The 20596-nt window shown below is 75.2% G+C and carries 18 protein-coding genes; 5 read left to right on the top strand and 13 right to left on the bottom strand.

The features are described from left to right. Positions 1–85: 85 nt before the first annotated feature. The 5 genes from AB0A69_RS26230 to AB0A69_RS26210 form a co-directional block, all read right to left on the bottom strand. Complete coding sequence (locus AB0A69_RS26230; RefSeq protein ID WP_361426805.1) at positions 86–1540, bottom strand: aldehyde dehydrogenase family protein; 1455 nt, start codon at positions 1538–1540, stop codon at positions 86–88. Beyond that, on the bottom strand, positions 1530–2726 hold the full coding sequence (locus AB0A69_RS26225) for an NAD(P)/FAD-dependent oxidoreductase (protein WP_361426802.1): 1197 nt from the start codon (positions 2724–2726) through the stop codon (positions 1530–1532). The genes AB0A69_RS26230 and AB0A69_RS26225 overlap by 11 nt, the downstream gene beginning before the upstream one ends. Next, positions 2723–4207 carry an aldehyde dehydrogenase gene (locus AB0A69_RS26220; RefSeq protein WP_361426799.1) on the bottom strand — a complete coding sequence of 495 codons (1485 nt, stop codon included), beginning with the start codon at positions 4205–4207 and terminating at the stop codon, positions 2723–2725. Before AB0A69_RS26220 ends, AB0A69_RS26225 begins: the two co-directional genes overlap by 4 nt. Next, positions 4204–5508 (bottom strand): acyl-CoA dehydrogenase, encoded by a 1305-nt coding sequence (locus AB0A69_RS26215; RefSeq protein ID WP_361426796.1) that lies wholly within the window; start codon positions 5506–5508, stop codon positions 4204–4206. The genes AB0A69_RS26220 and AB0A69_RS26215 overlap by 4 nt, the downstream gene beginning before the upstream one ends. Positions 5509–5736: 228 nt before the next feature. Continuing rightward, a complete protein-coding gene (locus AB0A69_RS26210; protein ID WP_361426793.1) occupies positions 5737–7017 on the bottom strand; it encodes a flavin reductase in 1281 nt (426 codons plus the stop codon). A gap of 285 nt (positions 7018–7302) precedes the next feature. Between AB0A69_RS26210 and AB0A69_RS26205 the strand changes: the two genes are divergently transcribed. Beyond that, complete coding sequence (locus AB0A69_RS26205) at positions 7303–8040, top strand: IclR family transcriptional regulator (RefSeq protein ID WP_361426790.1); 738 nt, start codon at positions 7303–7305, stop codon at positions 8038–8040. A gap of 96 nt (positions 8041–8136) precedes the next feature. Here AB0A69_RS26205 and AB0A69_RS26200 read toward each other — a convergent pair whose 3' ends face one another. Continuing rightward, positions 8137–8832, bottom strand: a complete 696-nt coding sequence (locus AB0A69_RS26200; protein WP_361426787.1) for a hypothetical protein — start codon at positions 8830–8832, stop codon at positions 8137–8139. A 12-nt stretch (positions 8833–8844) separates the two neighbouring features. Beyond that, complete coding sequence (locus AB0A69_RS26195) at positions 8845–9849, bottom strand: hydroxymethylglutaryl-CoA lyase (RefSeq protein ID WP_361426784.1); 1005 nt, start codon at positions 9847–9849, stop codon at positions 8845–8847. 77 nt (positions 9850–9926) lie between these two features. Here AB0A69_RS26195 and AB0A69_RS26190 point away from each other — a divergent pair, with 77 nt between their 5' ends. Together AB0A69_RS26190 and AB0A69_RS26185 are read left to right on the top strand one after the other, a co-directional pair. Beyond that, entirely contained in the window at positions 9927–11120 is a 1194-nt protein-coding gene (locus AB0A69_RS26190; protein ID WP_361426782.1) for a CoA transferase, read from the top strand. 1 nt (position 11121) lies between these two features. Next, positions 11122–11793, top strand: coding sequence for an isochorismatase family protein (locus tag AB0A69_RS26185; RefSeq protein WP_361426779.1), 672 nt, complete (start codon positions 11122–11124; stop codon positions 11791–11793). A 41-nt stretch (positions 11794–11834) separates the two neighbouring features. On the opposite strand, the gene AB0A69_RS26180 is transcribed toward AB0A69_RS26185, so the two are convergent. Genes AB0A69_RS26180 through AB0A69_RS26170 form a run of 3 tightly spaced genes read right to left on the bottom strand, consistent with a single transcriptional unit; the run spans position 11835 to position 14229 of the window. Further along, positions 11835–12494, bottom strand: coding sequence for a neocarzinostatin apoprotein domain-containing protein (locus AB0A69_RS26180; protein ID WP_361426776.1), 660 nt, complete (start codon positions 12492–12494; stop codon positions 11835–11837). Beyond that, a complete protein-coding gene (locus AB0A69_RS26175) occupies positions 12491–13180 on the bottom strand; it encodes a neocarzinostatin apoprotein domain-containing protein (RefSeq protein WP_361426773.1) in 690 nt (229 codons plus the stop codon). The genes AB0A69_RS26180 and AB0A69_RS26175 overlap by 4 nt, the downstream gene beginning before the upstream one ends. Further along, a complete protein-coding gene (locus AB0A69_RS26170) occupies positions 13177–14229 on the bottom strand; it encodes a hypothetical protein (protein WP_361426770.1) in 1053 nt (350 codons plus the stop codon). Before AB0A69_RS26170 ends, AB0A69_RS26175 begins: the two co-directional genes overlap by 4 nt. A gap of 291 nt (positions 14230–14520) precedes the next feature. Here AB0A69_RS26170 and AB0A69_RS26165 point away from each other — a divergent pair, with 291 nt between their 5' ends. After that, positions 14521–15381 carry a CoA ester lyase gene (locus tag AB0A69_RS26165; protein WP_361426767.1) on the top strand — a complete coding sequence of 287 codons (861 nt, stop codon included), beginning with the start codon at positions 14521–14523 and terminating at the stop codon, positions 15379–15381. Between the two features lie 9 nt (positions 15382–15390). On the opposite strand, the gene AB0A69_RS26160 is transcribed toward AB0A69_RS26165, so the two are convergent. Genes AB0A69_RS26160 through AB0A69_RS26150 form a run of 3 tightly spaced genes read right to left on the bottom strand, consistent with a single transcriptional unit; the run spans position 15391 to position 18858 of the window. Further along, on the bottom strand, positions 15391–16851 hold the full coding sequence (locus AB0A69_RS26160) for an MmgE/PrpD family protein (RefSeq protein WP_361426764.1): 1461 nt from the start codon (positions 16849–16851) through the stop codon (positions 15391–15393). Continuing rightward, positions 16844–17665 (bottom strand): cyclase family protein, encoded by an 822-nt coding sequence (locus AB0A69_RS26155; RefSeq protein WP_361426761.1) that lies wholly within the window; start codon positions 17663–17665, stop codon positions 16844–16846. Before AB0A69_RS26155 ends, AB0A69_RS26160 begins: the two co-directional genes overlap by 8 nt. Continuing rightward, positions 17662–18858: a CoA transferase gene (locus tag AB0A69_RS26150; protein ID WP_361426758.1), complete on the bottom strand. Its 1197-nt coding sequence runs from the start codon at positions 18856–18858 to the stop codon at positions 17662–17664. Before AB0A69_RS26150 ends, AB0A69_RS26155 begins: the two co-directional genes overlap by 4 nt. 273 nt (positions 18859–19131) lie before the next feature. Between AB0A69_RS26150 and AB0A69_RS26145 the strand changes: the two genes are divergently transcribed. Further along, positions 19132–20583 (top strand): dihydroorotase family protein, encoded by a 1452-nt coding sequence (locus AB0A69_RS26145; RefSeq protein WP_361426755.1) that lies wholly within the window; start codon positions 19132–19134, stop codon positions 20581–20583. Positions 20584–20596 lie beyond the last annotated feature (13 nt).

Genomic DNA, 20596 nt, shown 5'->3' with positions numbered 1-20596 from the left:
CGATACGGGGATGACAGCGGAGGAGGCCGGGCCTGTCAATACCCGCCGTCGAAGCGGAGGCGGACGCCCCGCTACGGGCAGGCGCTTACGCCGGGCCCGGGTACGCGCCGGGAGGCATCCCCGAACCGCCCGCCCGGAAGGCCGCGGGCGCGTGCGTGACACACGGCTGCGTGTAGCCGTACAGCCCCTCGGCGCCGTACTCCCGCCCGTGCCCGCTGCGCTTGACACCGCCGAAGGGCGCCCGCAGCGACATCCCCGTGCGGTTGTGCGTGTTGACGAAGCGGAAACCGGCCTCGAGCCGCTGTGCGAAGGCGAACGCCCGGTCCTCGTCGGCGCTCCACACCGAAGCGCCGAGGCCGTACTCGGTGGCGTTGACGCGGGCCACCACCTCGTCCTCGTCGTCGTACGGCAGCACCGGCACCACCGGGCCGAACTGCTCCTCCCGCACCACGGGCGCGCCGTCGTCCAGGCCCAGCAGCAGCACCGGCCGCACGAAGTGCCCGGCGGCCAGGTCCGTGTCCGGACACACCCCGCCCAGCTCGACGGCGCGTCCGCCCCGGTCCCGGGCGTCGGCGACGAGCCGCCGGACGCGGTCCGCCGCCTCGGCACTGATCACCGGGCCCACCGTCGTGGCGGGATGCAGCGGGTCGCCGAGCAGCAGCGCGCGCTCGGCCGCCGCGACGTACTCCGCCACGAACCGCTCGTACCGCCGCCGTGGCACGTAGATCCGCTTGGCCGCCATGCACACCTGCCCGGCGGTGGCGAAACTCGCGAGCACCAGCCGTTCCAGGTCGCTCCGCGACAGCCGCGCGTCGTCCAGGAGCACGGCGGCGTCGTTGCCGCCCAGCTCCATGGTGGTCGGCGTCAGCGCGGCCGCGGCGACCGCGCCCACGGCACGCCCCGCCTCCGGCCCGCCCGTGAAGGACACCTTCCGGATGCCCGCGTGCCCGGCGAGCGCCCGCGCCGTCGCCGCGTACCCGTGGACGACGTGCACCAGCCCCGGCGGCACGTGCCGCGCGCACGCCTCCAGGACCAGCGACACCGCCAGCGGGGCCAGCGGCGAGGGCTTGACCACCACGGAGTTGCCCGCCGCCAGCGCGGGCGCCAGCTTCAAGGCGGTGAGCACCACGGGCGCGTTCCACGGCGTGAGCGCCGCGACCGCGCCGAACGGCCGGTGGCTCACCGTCAGCCGCCCCGCCGCGTCGTCGGTGACCCGGTCGGCGAGCAGCCCGGGCGCGTGCTCCCCGTACCAGCGCAGGACGGCCCCGGAGAAACGGATCTCGCCCGCGCAGTCCGCCACCGGCTTGCCCGACTCGCGCGCCAGCAACGGCGCGGCCTCGCCCGCCACCTCGTCCAGCGCGGCGGCCGCGCGCACCAGCGCACCGGCCCGCTCCTCCGCCGGCTCCCCGGCCCAGGAGCGGGCGGCCGCCTCCGCCGCCGCGACGGCCCGGTCCACCGCCGCGCCTCCGGCCACCGGCACGCTCCCGACGACCTCGTCCACCCGCGCCGGGTTCCGGCGGACGACGGACTCAGCGGACACGCCCGCCCTCCTCCGTACCACCGGCCGGCCGCAACGAGGCGATCATCGAACTGCGCAGCAGCGCCTCCCTCGCCCTGACCGGGTCCGCCGCCACGGCCCGCAACTCCTCGCGCACCGCCGCCCGGGTGGGCTCGTCACGCGCGCGCAACCGTTCCCAGTTGCGATGCGTCTCGGCCCCGACGTACGTCAGGGCACAGCGCCGGCGCCCCTCGGCGGCCCGGGTCAGCTCCGCGTCCGGGGCCGCACCGGCGATCACGGCGGCGAGCGCGGTGCCCATGAGGACGGCGTCGTGGATGCCGCTGTTCATCCCCATGCCCCCCAGCGGGTTGTTGACGTGCGCGGCGTCCCCGCACAGCAGCACCCGGCCGTACCGGAAGCCGTCCGCCACCCGCTGGTGGACCCGGTACAGGCTGGCGTGCGCGACGCGCCACGGCCGGGCACCCGGGCACACGCCCCGGAGCCGCTCCGGGAGCCGCGCCAATTCGGCCGCGTCCGGTGTGCCGTCCGGCGTGGGCAGCAGCACCCGCCAGTGGTCGGGCGTGCGCAGCAGCACCAGCCACTCGTCCGGATCGAGGACGTACGCGATCGGCGCCAGGTCCGGCATCGCCGCCGTCAGGTCCTCGTCCAGCGAGGCGACGAGGAAGCGCTCGGGATACGTCACCCCCGCGAAGCCCGCGCCCACGGCCCGTCGTACGGCCGAGTGCGCCCCGTCCGCGCCGATCAGCCAGTCACCGCGGACCCGGGAGCCGTCCTCGAGCACCACCGTCACCGCACGGGCGTCCCGCACCACGTCCCGTACCGCGCGGCCGAAGCGCACATCCGCCGCGGGGTGCCGGCCCAGCGCGTCGAGCAGGATCGGCGTCAGCTTGCTCTGCTCGCACTGCACGCGGTACGGGTACGGCGTGTCGTCCGCCAGCACCGCCAGGTCCAGCTCGGCGACCGGCTGCCCGGTACGGCGCTCGCGGTACTGGAAGGTGCGGGCGACCAGCCCCCGGTCGAGCAGCGCCCCGACGACCCCCAGCCCGTCGAGCATCTCCAGGGTCGGCGGATGGAACGTCGACGCCCGCGACTCCGTCGCGAGGCCCGCCCCCTGCTCCAGGACCGTCACCGGAATGCCGCGCCGGGCCAGGACGAGCGCGGCGGTCAGCCCCACGGGCCCCGCGCCCGCCACCAGGACACGGCTCACGACGTGCCCCATGGGCGGGTGTGCAGTGCGAAGGAGCCCTCCACGCCGGTGACCCGGGCGCCGGTGAAGTGCAGGACCGTCTCGTCCGTGCCCTCGTCCACCAACCCCGACGAGCCCCACGCGGGGCGGGGCGTGTCGGGGTGCAGGCTCAGCAGGGACGAACCGTTGACCTTCACCTCGCCCGCCCGGACGCGCCGTGCGACGCCCAGCGCGGCCGTCTCGTCGGCGCCCACCACGTACCCCTCCAGCCCGTACCCGGTGGAGTTCGCCAGGGCCACGGCCTCGCCCTCGTCGGCGTACGGGTGCACGGTGGCCACCGGCCCGAAGACCTCCTCGCGCGTCGCCGCCTCCGGCGCGCCGGTCACCAGCAGGGGCGCCAGGTAGTTGCCCCGCTCCGGAACGCCGGCGAGGGCATGGGCCTTCGCCCCCGCACCGGTCAGCGCGTCGACCGCCGCCAGCGCCCTCGCACGGTGGCGCGAGTGCGCCAGCGGCCCGTACTCGGTGGCAGGGTCGAGCGGGTCGCCGACGCGCAGGTCGCGGAGCACCGCTCTCGCGGCGTCGAGGACGTCCCCGAGCAGCGGTGCCGGGACGACGAGCCGGCCCAGCGCCCGGCACCACTGGCCGTTCAGCGTGGTGAGCAGCTCGGCGGCGACGCGGCCGGCGACCTCCACGTCCGCGTCCGGCAGTACGACCAGCGGGTTGTTCCCGCCGAGTTCGAGCTGGACGGGCTTCAGCGCCCGCCCGCATACGGCGGCGACCTCGCGGCCCGCCGCCGTGCCTCCCGTGAACGACACCACCCGGATCCTGTCGTCCGCCACCAGCCGCGCCCCTGTGGCGCCGTCGCCGTGCAGCAGCTGGAGCACGGCCGGCGGCGCCCCGGCGGCGGCCAGCCCCTCGGCCGCCGCCTCGACCAGCAACTGCGTACCGTACGGGGCCAGTTCCGGCGCCTTCACGACGACCGGGCAGCCGGCGGCCAGCGCGCTCGCCGCCTTGTGGGCGGCCATGGGCGCGGGCGCGTTGTACGGCACGACGCACAGCGCGGGCCCGAGCGGCGCGCGGCGCACCTCGACCACCCGGCCGTCCGGCCGTACGGAGCGGGCGTGCAGCAGCCCGGCGCGCAGGCGCGCGGCGGCCAGGCGGAAGGCCCCTCCGACGATGACGCCGAGACCCGACGTCTGGGCCAGCGGGACACCCGTGGCGTACGCCTCGGCCCGCACGATCTCCGGGACGCGGGCCTCGACGGCGGCGGCCGCCGCCTCCAGCGCGTCCGCCCGCTCCTCGTCGGCGAGCCCGCCCCAGCCCTCGCCCCCGTGGAGCGCCGCCGCGGCGGCGAGGGCGCGCTCGACGCGTTCGGGGGAGCTCGCGGTCGCCCGCCGTACGGGCTCACCGGTGGCCGGGTCCTCCAGCATCACGTCGAGTTCCAGGGCACACGGGTGCCGGTCACCGTCCACCAGGTCGGCGATCGGGACGGTCGATCTCACCGGTCGGCCTCCACGGTCGCGAACAGGGCGTTCTCCCGCGCCTCCGTGGCGATGCCGGCCACTTCGAGCCGGCCGCGTTCCGCCGGAAACGTCATCACCAGGCCCATGGCCAGGTCACGCAGCGCACGGCCCACCGGTCCGTCCATCGTGGCCCCCGACGTGCCGCAGGCCTTCAACGCGCCCAGCGCCACCTCGAAGCACGCCTCGGTCACCGACCCCTTGCCGAGCCGCCAGTGCGTGAACACCTCGGACTTGGGCCGCACCGGCGGCTCGGACGTCTCCAGCTCCAACTGGCGCCGCAGCCACAGGTAGGCGGTCTGGAGGCGCTGCGTCATGTCACCGATGAGCACCTGGTGCACGGGGCTGGACGCGATGGGCCTGCCCGTGTCGGCGAACGTGCGACGGGTGAGGGTCTCCAGCGTGTGGTCGTACACCGCCTGCGCCGCGCCCGTGTAGACGGCGGCGATGGCGAGCTGGTTGCCGACGAAGCTGCCCCGGCTGACCTGGAGCATGCGGGTGAACGCGCCGGGGATGGTGAGTGCGTGGTCCTCCGGGACGAGGACGCCGTCGAGCCGGATGCCGTGGTTGGCGCTGGCACGCATGCCGAGGCCGTTCCACGGCTCGCGGGAGGCGACACCGGGCGCGGTGCGCGGCACGAGGAAGAGGGCCAGGGCGTCGGGCCCTTCCTTCCCCTCCAGCTTCGCGGTGACGAGGTAGGTGTCGGCGACGCCGGTGGCGCAGCCGAAGGACTTCTCGCCGGACAGCAGCCAGCCGCCGGCGGCCGGTTCGGCGGTGGTGGCGATGGAGATGTTCGCCCCCGCGCTCTTGGCCGACTCACTGGCGAAGTTGGCGAGCCACCGCCCGGAGGCCATCGTCGTCAGCACCCGCTCGGCGAAGGCGGTCACGTCGCCCGTCTCCTCCGGGGTGAAGAGCCCGGCCCGGACGGCTTCGAGGGGCAACAGCCCGCGTGAGGCGCTGGTGTTGTGGAAGAAGTAGGCGAGCGCGGTGGACGGGCAGGCGGTGCCCATGGCGTACGTCGCCGCCGCCAGGTCCCGCAGCGTTCCGCCGAGCCCGCCGTACTCCTCCGGTACGACCAGGCCCAGGAGGCCGGCCTCGCGCAGCAGTGCCACGTGCCCGGCGGGGAACGCGGCCTCGGCGTCCGCCCGGGCGGCGGCGGCCCTCAGGGCGGGCAGGACGGCCTCGACGCGTTCGGCCCGGGCGCGTTCGGCCGGGGTCATGGCGTCGAGGAGGCGTTCCGCGGTCAGGCGGGGGGCGGTGGGTGGTGGGGACGCTGATGGCATGGGTGCGGCTCCTCACTGGCTTCGGGTGCCTGGGGTGGGGCGTACGGCGCGCAGCCGGTACGGGGCACGGTGCACGGTGCACGATCGGTACGGCGCGCGGCGCGCGGGCCCGCGGAGTGCGGGCGTGGTGCTCGGCGTGCGGGCTCTCGGCACGCGGCGTGCGAGCGTGGGTCGCGGGCACGCGATGGGTGCGGCGTGCGCGGCGTACCGGCACCCGGCGGCGTACCGTCACGAGCCGGCGGCCGGGCGCACCGGCCCGCCTCGCCGCCGCCCGTACCGCAGGGCGTGCAGCTCGTTCAGGCAGGGGCGCAGGGCTTCCCGTTCCACCGGCGCCTCGACGCCGAGCCGCGCACACAGCAGCAGCAGGCGCTCGGTGGGCAGCAGCCCGCCGCAGCCGGCCAGGCCGGTGTCGAAGTCCCGGACGCCGTTCTTCATCGCGGTGAGGGCGTTGACCAGCCCGAGGCCGTGGTGGTCGCGCAGCGCCAGCCGCAGGAGGGCGTCTCCCGCCTGCGGTACGGCGTCCTGGAGGAGTCTGCGCAGATGGCGCGGGGAGCCGTCGTCGTGCTCCTCACCGCTCCGGGGCCCGGCTTCGTCCAGCGCGATCTCCCCGCACCCCGCCTCCCGCAGCGCGCCGACGGTCTGCAGAACGGCCCGTCCGCGCGCGGGGTCGAGGGCGTCGTCGACGCGCCCCACGACCGTGGCACCGGAGCCGGCCACCGCGGCGACGACGGAAGCGGCCGCGGCGGCGACGCCGTCCGCCGCGACGGTCACCTCCACCACCCTGCACCCGGCGGCCGTCGCCTCCGCCGCCTCGGCGGCGTCCCTCACCCGCACCGAGACGCGCTCCGGCAGGGCGGGGGAGCGCCGCAGCTCCTCGCGCGGCAGCCGTACCCGCACACCGGCGGCGCGGACGGCGGCCGCCAGCCGCGCCACGCGCCGCCGGTTCCCCGCCTCCGCCGCCAGCGTGCGGGCCAGGCCCGTGTCGGCGACGGCGACCTTCTCCGGGAGCGGGTCGGCGAGCTGGCCCCAGGAGCGGGAGTGGAACAGCAGCGGGGAGGTGATGCGGGGCACTCCGGCCGCGATCACCTCGCCCACGAAGATGGTGTGGTCCCCACCGGGGTAGACATGGCGTACCCGGCAGTCCACCCAGGCGGCGGCGTCGGTGAGTACGGGACTGCCGGTGGCGCCCGGCAGCCAGTCGCCCTCGGCGAACCGGTCGGTGACGCCCGGCGTCAGCCCGGCGAACCGGCGGCCGAGCCCGATGTGGTCGCGCCCCAGCACGTTCACGGCGAACACGCCGTTGCGCGTGACGAGTTCATGGGAGCGGATACGGCGGTCGAGGCAGACCAGGACGAGCGGAGGGCGCAGACTGACGCTGCTGAAGGAACTCGCCGTCATCCCGTGGCGCCGGCCGTCGGGCCCGGCGGTGGTGATGATGCCGACTCCGCTCGGCCAGCGGGCCAGCACCCGGCGGAAGGTGGTCTCGTCCACGGCGGTACCGGTGTCCATCGCCACATCCGCCCCCACGTCGTTGTCTGCATCGTTTCCTGATGCGAAACAGTGTCACGCACACCGTAACGAGGCTCATCAGTGGGCGTCAAGGGATTGTGATACGTGGCCGGGGGAGTGTTTCCCATGGGGAAATCGCGCCCTATGCTGGGGCGTGGTCGGCGCCCGTCGCCCCGGCCGGCTCAGCACGCCCGCACCACACCGGGGGACACCGTGACCGACGAGAACAGCAGCGAGAGCGGCAGCGAGAACAGCAGCAGGTCCATCGCCGCGGTCGAGCGCGCCATGGACGTGCTCCTCCTCTTCGGCCGCGCCGGACGCCCCGATCTGGGCGTCACCGAGATCGCCCAGGAGCTGGGCATCACCAAGGCGGCCGTGCACCGCATCCTCACCGCCCTGCGCAACCGCGACCTGATCATCACCGACTCCGTCACCCGCCGGTACGCACTCGGCCCCGCGGCCATCTCGCTCGGCCGCGCCTACCTGGCCCGTACCGACCTGCGCATCCTCGCCGCGCCCGAGCTGCGGCGCCTGGCGGACCAGTGCGGCGAGACGGCCACCCTCTCCATCCGGCGCGGTGACACCCGGCTGTACGTCGACCAGGTCGTGCCCGTCCAGGAGCTGCGGATGGAGGTCGCCCTCGGCATCCCCTTCCCCCTGCACGCGGGCAGTTCGTCCAAGGCCATGCTGGCCTTCCTGCCGGAGGCCGAGATCGACGCGTACCTCGACCGGCACGCGCTGGAGCCGCTGACCGACCGGACCATCACCGACCCCGCCAAGCTCCGCAAGGAGCTCGCCGCCATCCGGCGCCGGGGCTACGCGACGTCCGTCGGGGAGCGCGAGGCCGGGTCCGCCTCCCTGGCGGCCCCTGTCCTCGGGCACGACGGCCATGTCATCGCCGTCCTGAGCGTCGCCGGCCCGCAGACCCGCTTCAAGCCCCGTATGGGCGAGTGCGCGCCCCTGCTGCTCGAGGCGGCCGAGCGGCTGTCGGCCGAGTTCGGCCACCGGCCCACCGCCGACTGACCGACGGGCGGACCTGTGCCCCGCTCACAGGCCCGCCCTTACACAAGCTCCCCCCGGCTCACAAGCTCGCTCCCGGTTCACACGCCCGCTCCCGGCTCACAAGCTCGCTCCCGGTTTCAGTACGCCCAGCACCGCCGCGCCCAGGACGCAGCACCAGATGGTCGCCACGTACGGGACGCAGCCGTCCACCGCCCGCCACAGCGCCCGCTCGGTCCCCGGCGTCGAGCCCTCCGCGCCGAGGGCCGCGAAGGCCGGGCCGAACGGCCGCAGGGTGAGCCGGATGCCGAGCCCGCACGCGAGGGCGACGGCGTACAGCGCGACCTTCGCGCCGAGCCAGCGCGGCTCCGTGGTCACCCCGAAGGGCTCGTCGGCGGCGAGCGTGTACGCCGCCACACCGAGCAGCACCGCCGTCGCCGCGATGCGGACGGTCCAGTCGGCACGCCGCACCCAGGGGCGCCGGCCCGGACGGTGGTGGTCCACGACCGTCAGCCACAGCCAGCAGACGGCCCCGGCCCAGGTGGCCGTCACCGTCCAGCCGTTCAGGACGGCTTCGGCCCCGTGCGGCTCCAGCGCCATCAGCGTGACGCCGCTGGGCAGGAACAGCACCAGGCACACCTTCGGGCCGAGGTCGAGGACCCCCATGATGCGCAGGGCGGTGGCGCGGGCCGCGAACGGCAGCTCCGCACGCAGGACGTAGCGGCTGGAGACGTACACGCCCAGGTCGCCGCCGAGCCAGAACACGAACAGGACGAGGTGGAGCAGGATCCACCAGCCGTGCGGATGCGCGCCCATGGTGCCCCTCCCTCACGCCCGGCCGTCGGCCGGGGCCGGGGAAGGGGTCGGGGCTGGGGTCGGGGTCGGGGTTGGGGCTGGGGTCGGGATGGGGGCCGTGCCCGGGAAGCCGCCGGCCCGCCCGAGCAGCGCGGGCGCCTCCCGGCCCAGCAGCGTGCCCAGCCACGTACCCGCGCCGGAGGCGGCGTCCAGGCCGATCCCCGTACGCGTCCCCATCCGCTCCAGCAGGTAGACGAGGTCCTCCGTCGCGATGTTGCCGGTCGCCGCCGGGGCGAAGGGGCAGCCGCCGAACCCGCCCAGGGACGCGTCCAGCCACGCGGCACCCGCCGCCACGGCGGCCACGGCGTTCGCGTAACCGGTGTTGCGCGTGTTGTGGAAGTGGCAGCGCAGCGGAACGCCGGGCGCGGCCTCCCGCACCGCGTGCAGCAACCGGGCCACCGCGTCCGGCGCGGCGACGCCGATCGTGTCCGCGAGGGCGATCTCGGCGGCCCCGGTCGCCGCCCCGCGGCGCGCGATCTCCACGACGCGCTCCTCGGGCACCTCGCCCTCGAAGGGGCAGCCGAACGCGGCCGCGATCGTCAGCGTCGGAGGGGCGCCGGCCGCGTGCGCGGCCTTCGCGATGCCGGCCCACGCGCCGAGAGCCTCTTCCGTGTCCACCCCCTGGTTGCGGCGGCAGAACGTGTCCGTGGCGACCACCACGCAGTTGACCTCGTGCACCCCGGCGTCCACCGCCCGCGCCAGCCCCCGCTCGTTGAGGACGAGACCGCTGTAGCGCACCCCGTCCGGACGGGGCAGGAGCGCCATGACGTCCTCGGCGCCCGCCATCTGCGGCACGCGGTCGGGGCGGACGAACGCCACCGCCTCGATCCGCCGCGCGCCCGCCGCCACGGCGTGCCGCACCAGCTCGGCGCGCGACTCGGGGGTGAGGACGGTGCTTTCGTTCTGCAGGCCGTCGCGAGGTGCGACCTCCACCACGCCGACGGAGGCGGAGGGCGCGTGAGTCACTGACTTCCCCATCGAGTTCTCCATGCGCCGCATTCTGCCCTGTCGGTTCCTCTAGCGAAACGGCGTTTCCCAAAACTACACTCGCGGCCATGACTGGACCTCTGTCCGACATCCGTGTCCTGGAGACCGGCACCCTGCTCGCCGGCCCCTTCTGCGGCCAACTCCTCGGCGACCACGGCGCCGAGGTCATCAAGCTCGAAGACCCCGGCCGTGGCGATCCCATGCGCCAGTGGGGGCGTGAACGCCCCTACGGGAAATCACTGTGGTGGCCCGTCGTCGCCCGCAACAAGAAGTCGGTCACCTGCAACCTGCGCCACCCCGAGGGGCAGGCCCTCGCCCGCGAACTCGCCGCGCGCGCCGACGTCCTGGTCGAGAACTTCCGCCCCGGCACCCTGGAACGCTGGGGCCTCGGCTACGCCGAGCTCGCCGCCCTCAACCCCCGCCTCGTCCTCGTCCGCGTCACCGGGTACGGGCAGAGCGGACCGTACGCGCCCCGCGCCGGCTTCGGCTCCATCGGCGAAGCCATGGGCGGCATCCGGCACATCACCGGCGAGCCCGACCGGCCCCCGTCCCGGACCGGCGTCTCCCTCGGCGACGCGCTCGCCGGCACGATGGCCGCGTACGGAGCCGTCATGGCGCTGCACGCCCGGGAGCGCACGGGCAGGGGGCAGGTCGTCGACTCCGCGCTGTACGAAGCCGTCCTCGCCTACATGGAGTCGCTGCTCCCCGAGTGGGAGATCGGCGGCTACCAGCGCGAACGCACCGGAGCCGTCCTCCCCAACGTCGCCCCGAGCAACGCCTACCCGACCGCCGACGGCGCCACCGTCCTCATCGCCGCCAACCAGGACACCGTCTTCCGGCGCCTGGCCGAGGTGATGGGCCGCGAAGACCTCACCGACAGCCCCCACTACGCCACCCACACGGCGCGCGGCGCCCACCAGCGCGCACTGGACGACCTCATCGCCGAGTGGACCGCGCGGCAGCACTCCGAGGACCTGCTCGCGGCCCTGCACGCGGCCGGGGTCCCGGCCGGCAAGACCTACACCGCCGCCGACATGCTCGCCGACCCGCACTTCGCCGCCCGCCGGGCCATCGTGCGCGTCCCGCACCCGGACTTCGGCGAGATCCCCATGCAGAACGTCGTCCCCCGCCTGTCGGAAACCCCGGGAGCCGTCCGCTGGGCCGGTCCGGCCCTCGGCGAGCACAACGACGAGATCTACGGCAAGCTGCTCGGCCTCACCGACGAGCGGCGCGACAAACTGGCCGCGGAAGGGGTGATCTGACGTGTCCGCCGCGTCCGACGGGCTGGACGAGGACTACCGGGCCGCCGGATTCGGCCGCCGCGTCGGCTGGGGGCGCCGGCCGGCCGTCCTGCTGGTCGATCCGGTACGGGCCTACGCCGACCCCGACTCCCCGCTCTTCCTGCGGACGGCGGCCGACGCCCTCGCCGCCATGGAGCGCCTCGCCCGCACCGCCCGCCGGGCCGGCCTGCCGGTGGTGTTCACCGCCGTGCGCTACGCCCGCGAACCGGCCCTTCACGTACCGCACTTCCACCGCAAGGTCCCGGGCCTCGACGCCTTCCGCGCGGACAGCCCGCACGGCCGCTTCACCGCGGTGTGCCCGCCCGCCCTCGGGGACGACACGGTGTACAAGCACTACCCGAGCGCCTTCTTCGGCACCGGCCTGCACGACCGGCTGACGTCGTACGGCGTGGACACCGTCGTCATCGGCGGCTTCTCCACCAGCGGTTGCGTCCGCGCCAGCGCCCTCGACGCCCTCCAGCACGGCTTCCGGCCCCTCGTCGTACGCGAAGCCGTGGCCGACCGCGATGCCGCACCGCACGAGGCGAACCTCTTCGACCTCGACGCCAAGTACGCCGACGTCGTGAGCCTCGGCGAAGCCTGCGCCGCACTCGGCGGGGGACAGCGGACACGCGGACAGCCGAGAACGGGATGAGTGCCGGGCACCGGTTCACCGAACCGGTGCCCGGCACGGTCTCAGTGCCTGGCGGCCTGTCGCCGTCGCGCCACGAACATCCCCCCGGCGCCGAGCACGATCAAGGCGCCGCCGATCAGCGCCACGGGGACCGTGTCGCCGGGACCGGTCTTCGGGAGGCTGGGCGTGGTGGCGGTGCTCGACGGCCGGGGAGTACCGGGCGAGGGGGCGGTGCCGCCGCCCGTGCCACCCGTACCGCCACCGGTGCCGCCCGTGCCGCCGCCCGCGCCGACCGTCAGCGGCACCTGCGCCAGCTCCCTGGTCGCCGTGATGGAGACCGCGATGACGCAGGCACCCGCCTTCGCGGTGCAGTCGACGCCACCCACCTTCCCCTTGACGGTGATCCGCGCGGTGGTGCCGTTGGAGGACGCACTGTGCCAGACACCGGACGCGTCGGTCCTCCCGATGACCGAGGACTCCGGTGCGGTGTCGCAGTCCGTCGGCTTGGCCGGGTTCGGCGTGCAGAGCCCGATCGGAACGAACGGCTGGTTGGGGCTGAGCCCCTTCGCGGAGACGGTGACCTTCTCACCGGGTGCCAGGCCGGTGGACTTGCTCACGGTCAGCGAGGGCGCCGCCGCGGCCGGAGCGGCGAGCGCCGTGACCGCGAGGGCCGCTGCCGCCGCGAGGGCGGCGGTGCGACGGGACGGACGCAGGGACGTCATGGTGTACCTCCGGTAGCGGTGTGAGGGAAACGGGATCGACCACGTCGCGAGAGGACGAGGGACGAGACGGCGCACAGCACGGTCACGCCGGTGGAAGCGGCCCACAGGGCGGTGGACGGCCCGCCCCAGCGCCCGTCCCCGCGCCCGTCCGGGGCGGAGGAGGAGCCGGGACCGGTGGCGGCGCTGCCGGTGCCCGAGGGCTCGCCCGGTACGGCGCCGCCGCGGAAACCCACGGGGATGTCGACGGTGTTGGCGGCACGCACGGCGGCGGGGGCCGCGGACGGCAGCGGGGAGACGCCCACCACGCAGGCGGTGGTCCGGCAGTCGAAGCCGAGGAACCTGGACCGGATGGTGAGTTTGACCGTGGGCAGCCGCCCGGAGCCGTCGATGTTGACCAGCGTGGCGCCGCCGCCCAGGTCGCAGTCGCCGATGCCGGTGTAACCCTCCCGGCAGAGGCCGACCGCGACGGAGGGGAGACCGGGCCGGAAGCCCCGACCGGTGACGGTGACCTCCTGACCGTCGGTCAGCCCGACGGCCGCGGACACCTTCGCCGTCGCCGGTCCGTCCGCCGCCGCGGCGCTCGTGCCGCCGCCGACGCCGCCGCACAGGCAGAGGGCCGCGCACACCGTGGCGACGGCGGAGGCCCGTCCGGACGAACCGGACCGGGCCGACGCGGATCGTGTCATGAGGATGCCTTCCTGTCCTGCCGTACGCGCCGGGCGGGCGCGTGCGCCACGTACGCCACGGCCGCGCCCGCCGGCCACAGGGCGACCACCACCAGGGCGTCGGCGGCCGTGACCAGCCGCCCCGCCGCCTCCCAGAGCCCCGCACCGGCCGCCGCCCCGCACAGCCCCCACGCGGCGTACCGGCCGGGCAGCAGGCGGGCGCACCCGGCCGCCACCGCGAGGACGCCCGCGAGTGCGAGGGTGAGCTGCCAGGCGCTCGCCGCCACCGCGCAGGCGGTCACCGCCGCGCCCAGGGCGAGCAGGAGCAGGGGCGGCCTCGCGGCGGTAGGGCCGCGCCACACGGGGCTGACCAGTGCCCCGGCCGCGAAGAAGCCCACGGCCACTCCCGCCGCGCCGGCCGTGAACAGGGCGAGCGATCCGCCCAGAAGCTCGAACCGGAAGACGGAGAAGTCCTGTGCGGCCGACAGGGCGGCCGCCGTGCCCGCCCCGACCGCCGCCCACGCGCCCCGCCGTGCGGGCGCCGCACCCCCGGCAGGGGCCGTCCCGCCGCCGACCGCCGCCGGAATCAGCAGGACGGCCCCGGCGCAGCCACACGCGGCGAGCGCCGTGCCGGGCCGGTCCGCGAGCACTCCGGTCACCGCCCCCGCCGCGCAGAAGCCGGCCAGGACGCCCGCGTACCACGGCGTCGTACCGGGCTGCCGGGACAGCGTGGGGGCCCCGAGGACGGCCGCGGCCGCCACCGCCGTACAGAACACCGCCACCGACGGCCACACCCCCGCGACAGCCGTCAGCAGACAGGCCACCGCGGCGTACCGGGCGGCGGCCGTGGCCGAGAGGGACCCCGCCCGCCGGCGCCGCCGGGCGGCCGCAACCGCCGTGAGGCCGCTCAGCAGTCCCGCCGAGAGCAGCACGTAACGGAGGGCGGAGCCCGGCATCCCGACGACACCGCCGAGCAGCGGAGCGCCCACCAGCAGGGAACCGGGTACGAGTCCGGCGGCGGCACCGGTGAACGCGTCCACGACGCGGGGCCGCGGTGGCTCGGCGGTCATGGGGTGCTCCTTCCGGAGCAGGAGGAGAGGGACGGACAGTCGTTTCCAGCAGGGAAACGGTGTTGCCTATCAGGTCCCCTATACAGCCCGTGTCCCGTCTCGCTGTCAAGAGTTGGGACGGGAAACGCTGGATCGTCATGCGAAACACGAACGGAAGCCCGCCTTGACCCCCGGAATCGGGCGCCGCTACGGTTGCCGCCGCTCGTTCCCCACCCCGCCCGGCTTCCGCCGCGGCGTGCGTCGGCGTGCGTCGCCGATGGGCGGCCGCGCCCGAGGACGGATGGAGTGACCGTGACCCCGCGCTCTTGGCTGTACGTGCCCGGCGACCGGCCCGCGCTGCTGGGCAAGGCCCTCACCCGGGGCGCCGACGCCGTGATCGTCGACCTCGAAGACGCCGTACCGGTGTCCGCGAAGGAATCCGCCCGCGACCAGGCCGCCCGTTGGGCCGCCGCGCAGCGACCCGGCGGGCCGTGCTCCCTCTGGGTGCGGATCAACCCCGGCGAGGCCGGTCACGCCGACGCCCGGACGGTCGCGGCCCCGGCCCTGGACGGCGTGATCATGGCCAAGTGCGCCGGGCCCGACGACGTCCGCGCGCTGGACGCGGTCCTCACGGAACGCGAGCGCGAGGCGGGCGTCGCCGCGGGCCGGATCGCGGTGTCGCCGCTCCTGGAGGACGCCGCTGCGGTGCTGGCGGCACCCGCCATCGCCGCCGCCTCGCCACGCGTCGTACAACTCCAGATCGGTGAGGCCGACCTGTGCGCCGAGCTCGGCATGGAACCGGGGGAGGACGAGCGCGAACTGCTGGCCCTGCGCACCCACGTCCTGCTGGCGTCCGCCGCCGCCGGTATCCGCCCACCCGTCGGTCCGGTCTTCACCGACTACCGCGACGCGGACGCCCTGCGGCGCTCCACGCAAGCGCTGCGCCGACTCGGCTACCGGTCCCGCGCCTGCATCCACCCCGCGCAACTTCCCGTCGTCCACGAGGTGTTCACGCCCACGCCCGCCGAGGTGGAGCGGGCCAGGCGGCTCGTCGACCGGTACGAGGCGGCCCTACGCGCCGGGCAGGCGGTGCTGACCGACGACGGCCGGATGATCGACGAGGCGGTCGTACGCGGTGCCCGCCGCGTCCTCGCGGCGGGCCGAACCGCATGACGGCGCCTCCTATCCGGCCCGCCCGCCCCGCGTGGGCAGCAGCCCGCGCAGGTCACCGCGGTCGGGCAGCGCCCGTATCCGGGCGGCCAGCGCCGTGGCCTCCTCCTCCGGCAGCACGCGTGCCGCGTTGAGGCGGTACTTCGTCTCCAGCTCGTCCAGCGTGAGCGGGTTCCCCGGGCCGCCGCGCGAGGAGCGCACCCGGTGTTCCCAGCGCCGGCCGTCGTAGGTCCGTACCCGTAGCACCGCGCCGAAGGACCGGGGGAACTCCTCGTCGCACCGCTCGTCCACGACCACGCCCACCTTCTCCGCGAGCGCCAGGCGCCGCCGGTCCCCGAACGCCTCCGGCGAGAAGTCGTCGAGGTGCAGGCCGAGCCCACCGCCCCCGATCAGCGCGGAGGCGACGGTGTACGGGCCGGAGAACTTCGCGTGGTACGGCGTCGTCGGCCGGACCTTGAGCGCGCGCGGCTCGCCGATGGTCCGCAACGGCGCGGCGGCGACCCCGAGTTCGGCGGACTCCACCGTGTCCGGGTCCAGCCCGGCGGCACGCAGGGCCAGCGCGCAGTCGATCCCCGGGTGGGTGAAGTGGTTCGAGGGATACGGTTTGAACACGGTCCGCGGCAGTTCCCACGCACCGTCCAGGCCCATCCGGTCCAGGCCCGCGAGGAAGGGTCCCGCGTGCCAGGCGTCGTCCAGATAGGCGCGGAAGAACCCGAAGCGCCCCTCCAGTACGGTGGGCGGCCCGGTGATCCCCTCGGCGGCCAGCTGCGCGGCGCTGACACCGGCGTGCGCCGCCCATCCGCAGTGGACGCGCTTGACGGTCCCGCCCGTGCGGTTCGCTTCGATGATCCCCCCGCCCAGGGAGCACGCGATGCCGAGGGCGTCGGCGAGCCGGTCGCCGCCGAGGCCGTAGAGCAGCCCGGCGGCGACGGCGGCGCCCACGGTCCCGCAGATCGACGTGGCGTGCAGGCCCTTCTCGAAGAACACCGAGTTGCGCAGGGCCGCGTCGTACGAGGCGAGCCCGAGGCGTACGCAGACCTCGCCGCCGGCGGCCACGGCCGCGATCAGCTCGCGGCCCGACGCGCCCGCCGCCTCGCCCGCGGCGAGGGCGGCGGGCACCACGGACGCCGAGGGGTGCAGCACCGACGGCAGGTGCGTGTCGTCGAAGTCGAGCGCGTGGGCGAGCGTGCCGGTGAGCAGAGCGGCCCGGTCGGCGGGCAGCCGCTCCGCCGAGCCGATCACCGAGGCCTCGGGTACGCCGCCGGCCCGCCGCGCCATGCGCCCCACGGCGGCCTGCGCCTCGGACCCCTCGCCCCCTTCCAGCGCGGCGAGGCAGTTGCCGACGGTGTCGAGGATCCGGCCGACGACATCGGCCGTGACGGCGGGCGGCAGCGGCTCGTCCCGGGCCGCGGTGGCGAAGGCGGCGAGCCGGTGGGCGTACGGCACGGCCGGGGAGCCGGTCGCGTCAGCCACGCTCCACCACCGCCAGCGGACGGGCCGGCGCGCCGGTGGCGCCGACCAGCGGGAGCGGGGCCAGCACGAGGAGGAACTCGCCGGCGCCCGCGTCGGCCAGTTCGTACAGGCGCATGGTCTCCACGATGTGGATGCCCGCCTCCACCAGCAGGATCCGGTGGACCGGGAGGGTGGCGTGGCCCTTGCCGGGCGCGATGTGCTCGAACGCGATGGTCTCGCCGCCGACCAGCCGGACGCCCCGCTCGGCCAGCCAGCGCGCGGCTCCGGGCCCCGGCCCGGGAGCCCCACCGGTCGTGCCCGTGAAGGTGTCGGCGTCGTGCCAGAGCCGTGACCAGCCGGTGCCGACGAGCACGGCGTCACCCGGGCGGACGGCCGCACCCTGGCGGCGTTCGGCGGCGGCGAGTTCGCCGGCCGTCACCTCGTGTCCGGCGGGGAGCACCGGCACGCCGTGCAGCCGCGCGACGTCGAGGAGGACGCCGCGGCCGACGTACGGGGAGAACTCCTCGATGCCCAGCGCGCCGAAGCCCTCGTGACTCTGCACGTCCCCCGCCCGCTTCCCGCCGTGCAGCCGTCCCTCGTGGGAGACATGGGCGAGCGCGTCGACGTGGGTGCCCACATGGCCGCCCGTGACGATGAGCTCGTTGGCCGCCGAACCGCCGTCCGCGCGCACCGTGTCGCCGTGCCGGCGCTCCAGGAGCATCCGGAACGGCGGATGGTTGGGGGACTGGGGCATGCCGCGGCGCATGGGCTGCGCGAGGTCGAACACCTCGGCCCGGGCGGTGCGTTCCCACAGGCGGCTCGTCGGACTGGTCAAATGGCACCTTCCTCACGCAGGGCGGCGAGCTCGTCGGCGCCGAGGCCCAGCCGGCCGGAGAAGACCGCGTCGTTGTCGGCCCCGGGGCGGCGCCCGGTCCAGCGGATGGAGCCGGGGGAGTGGGACAGGCGGAACAGGACGTTCTGCATGCGCACCGGCCCGAGGTCCTCGTCCTCGACGGTGGTGAGCGAGTCCAGCGCCCGGTACTGCGGGTCGGCGAAGACGTCGCGGATGTCGTACACGGGCGCCACGGCGGCCTGCGCCTCGCCGAACGCGTCGAGGACGTCCGCGAGGTCGCGGGCCGCGATCCAGTCGCCCACGTACCGGTCGAGGAGGTCGGTGTGCGCGGCACGGCCCGAACCGGTGGCGAACCACCGCTCGGTGGTCACCTCCGGATGGCCGACCAGGGCCAGCACGCGCTCGGCGACCGACTGCGCGGAGGTGCTGACCGCCACCCACCTGCCGTCGCGCGTGCGGTAGGTGTTGCGCGGGGCGTTGTTCGCCGACCGGTTGCCCGTGCGCCGCGGCACGACGCCCAGCTGGTCGTACGCCATCGGCTGCGGCCCGAGCAGCGTCAACAGCGGCTCGATGATGGCCAGGTCGATGACCTGGCCCGGACCGCCGCGCACATCGCGGTGGTACAGCGCCGTCTGTACGGCCCCGGCGAGGGTGAGCGCGGCGACGCCGTCGGCGAGGCCGAAGGGCGGCAGGGTCGGAGGGCCGTCGGGTTCGCCGGTGACGGCGGCGAAGCCGCTCATCGACTCGGCGAGGGTGCCGAACCCGGGGCGCCCGGCGTACGGCCCGAACTGGCCGAAGCCGGTCACCCGGGCGACGATGAGCCGGGGGTTCGCCTCGTGCAGGACGTCCGGCCCGAGGCCCCACCGTTCGAGCGTGCCGGGGCGGAAGTTCTCGATCAGGACGTCCGCCCGCGCGGCCAGCCGGCGCAGCAGGGCCGCGCCCGACGGTGTGCCGAGGTCGATGGTGACCGTGTGCTTGTTGCGGGCCAGCGACTTCCACCACAGGCCGACGCCGTCCTTCACGGGGCCGTGCGTCCGCGCGGGATCGTGCTTGCGCGGGTGCTCGACCTTGACGACGTCCGCGCCGAAGTCGCCCAGGATCGTCGCGGCCAGGGGCCCGGCGAAGAGCGTCGCGCAGTCGAGGACCGAGACGCCGTGCAAGGGGCCGTCGGACATGGGCTTTCACCTCCCGGTGCCGTGAGGGAAATCCTGTTCCTCATTGTGGAACGGGAGTGCCGAAGTTAGCATGTGCCGTCACGCCCCGACAGGGGAACGCTGTTCCGTTCACCGAAACAAGCGGGGAGGCTTGGGGCTTCCCCGGCCGACATCGGTATCCGACTCCGGTCACCGACTCCGTCATCCGACACCGGTATCCGACTCCGTCATCCGACTCCGGAATTCGTCTTCGGCATCGAAGGGGGTGGGGGCTGCTCTCCGCAGCCCCGAGCCATGGCGCGCTACGACCTGCTCATCACGAACGGCACGCTCATCCAGCCCTACGTCGGCGAGGTGCGCGCCGACCTCGCCGTCAAGGACGGCCGCGTCGCCGCCCTGGGGCACGACCTGCCCACCGCCGACGCCGACGAAGTCCTCGACGCCACGGGCCGCGTCGTCCTGCCGGGCGCCGTCGACGCCCACTACCACCTGGGCATCTACCGCGACCTGGCGCTGGACGCGTACGAGGAGACCCGGTCCTCACTGGTCGGCGGCGCCACCACCGTGCTGTCGTACTTCCGCACCGGAGAGCACTACCTCAACCGCACCGGGAGCTACGAGGACATCTTCCCCGAGGTCCTGCGGGCCGTGGCCGGCCGGGCGTTCACCGACTACGGCTTCCACCTCGCCCCGATGACCACCGGCCAGATCGGCGAGATTCCGCGCCTGATCGCGGAGCACGGGGTGACCTCGTTCAAGTACTACATGTTCTACAAGGGCTTCAACCTCGCCTCCAGCTCCCGCGACGCCCAGGCGTTCCGGATGGCCGACGACGGCCAGGAGTACGACCTCGGGCACCTCTTCGAGCTGATGGAAGGCGTCGCGGCGGCCGCCGCCCCAGGCCGCCCGGGCGGCCGCGTCTCCCTCTCCCTCCACTGCGAACAGTCCGAGCTGATGCGGCTGTTCATCGACCGCGTACGCAAGAACGGCGACCCGCAGACCCTCGCCGCCTACCACGAGGGCCGTCCGCCGCTCACCGAACGCGTCGCCATCGGCGAGGCCGTCACGCTGGCCCACGCCGCCCGCTGCCCGGTCAATCTGCTCCACCTCTCCGGCGCCGACGCGCTGGACGCGGCGCGCACCGCCCGGCGCGCCCACCCGGGCCTCGACATACGCACCGAGGTCACCCTCCACCACCTGTGCCTGGACCACGCCTCGCTCGACGCGGCGGGCGCCGGGCTCGGCGCCAAGGTCAACCCGCCCCTGCGCACGCGCCACGACAACGACGCCCTGTGGGCCGGGGTGCTCGGCGGTGACGTCGACTGGATCGCCTCCGACCACGCCTGCTGCATGGAGGAGCACAAGGGGGACGACCTGTGGCCCGCCCTGCCCGGGTTCGGCGGCACGGCGCTGCTGTACCCGGTGCTGCTCTCCGAGGGCCACCACCGGCGCGGCCTGCCGCTGCACCGGGTGGCCGAGCTGGTGTCCGCCAACCCGGCACGCGCGTACGGCCTGACCCGCAAGGGCTCCCTGCTGGTGGGCGCCGACGCGGACATCGTCGTGGCCGACCTCGACCGACGGCGGACCGTGTCGGCGGAGCTCCTGCTGTCCGGCCAGGACCACTGCCCGTTCGAGGGAGTGGAGCTGCGCGGCTGGCCGGTCACCACCATCGTCGGCGGCCGCGTCGCGTACCGCGACGGCGTCGTGGTGGGCGAGCCCTCGGGCCGGTACGTCCGCCGAGACTGATTCGACGCGTACG

The organism is Streptomyces sp. NPDC045431, assembly GCF_040646655.1.
In the GTDB taxonomy this organism is placed as follows: domain Bacteria; phylum Actinomycetota; class Actinomycetes; order Streptomycetales; family Streptomycetaceae; genus Streptomyces.
The sequence above is the reverse complement of the archived record's forward strand: the minus strand, read 5'-3'. Positions and strand labels throughout refer to the sequence as shown.

What these genes read in the sequence shown, in the direction of transcription:
- AB0A69_RS26200 (WP_361426787.1), bottom strand. Translation starts at nt 8,832, where the DNA reads ATGGGCGCGCATCCGCACGGCTGGTGGATCCTGCTCCACCTCGTCCTG.
- AB0A69_RS26190 (WP_361426782.1), top strand. Translation starts at nt 9,927, where the DNA reads ATGACTGGACCTCTGTCCGACATCCGTGTCCTGGAGACCGGCACCCTG.
- AB0A69_RS26210 (WP_361426793.1), bottom strand. Translation starts at nt 7,017, where the DNA reads ATGGACACCGGTACCGCCGTGGACGAGACCACCTTCCGCCGGGTGCTG.
- AB0A69_RS26175 (WP_361426773.1), bottom strand. Translation starts at nt 13,180, where the DNA reads ATGACACGATCCGCGTCGGCCCGGTCCGGTTCGTCCGGACGGGCCTCC.
- AB0A69_RS26145 (WP_361426755.1), top strand. Translation starts at nt 19,132, where the DNA reads ATGGCGCGCTACGACCTGCTCATCACGAACGGCACGCTCATCCAGCCC.
- AB0A69_RS26215 (WP_361426796.1), bottom strand. Translation starts at nt 5,508, where the DNA reads ATGCCATCAGCGTCCCCACCACCCACCGCCCCCCGCCTGACCGCGGAA.
- AB0A69_RS26205 (WP_361426790.1), top strand. Translation starts at nt 7,303, where the DNA reads ATGGACGTGCTCCTCCTCTTCGGCCGCGCCGGACGCCCCGATCTGGGC.
- AB0A69_RS26180 (WP_361426776.1), bottom strand. Translation starts at nt 12,494, where the DNA reads ATGACGTCCCTGCGTCCGTCCCGTCGCACCGCCGCCCTCGCGGCGGCA.
- AB0A69_RS26150 (WP_361426758.1), bottom strand. Translation starts at nt 18,858, where the DNA reads ATGTCCGACGGCCCCTTGCACGGCGTCTCGGTCCTCGACTGCGCGACG.
- AB0A69_RS26170 (WP_361426770.1), bottom strand. Translation starts at nt 14,229, where the DNA reads ATGACCGCCGAGCCACCGCGGCCCCGCGTCGTGGACGCGTTCACCGGT.
- AB0A69_RS26195 (WP_361426784.1), bottom strand. Translation starts at nt 9,849, where the DNA reads ATGGGGAAGTCAGTGACTCACGCGCCCTCCGCCTCCGTCGGCGTGGTG.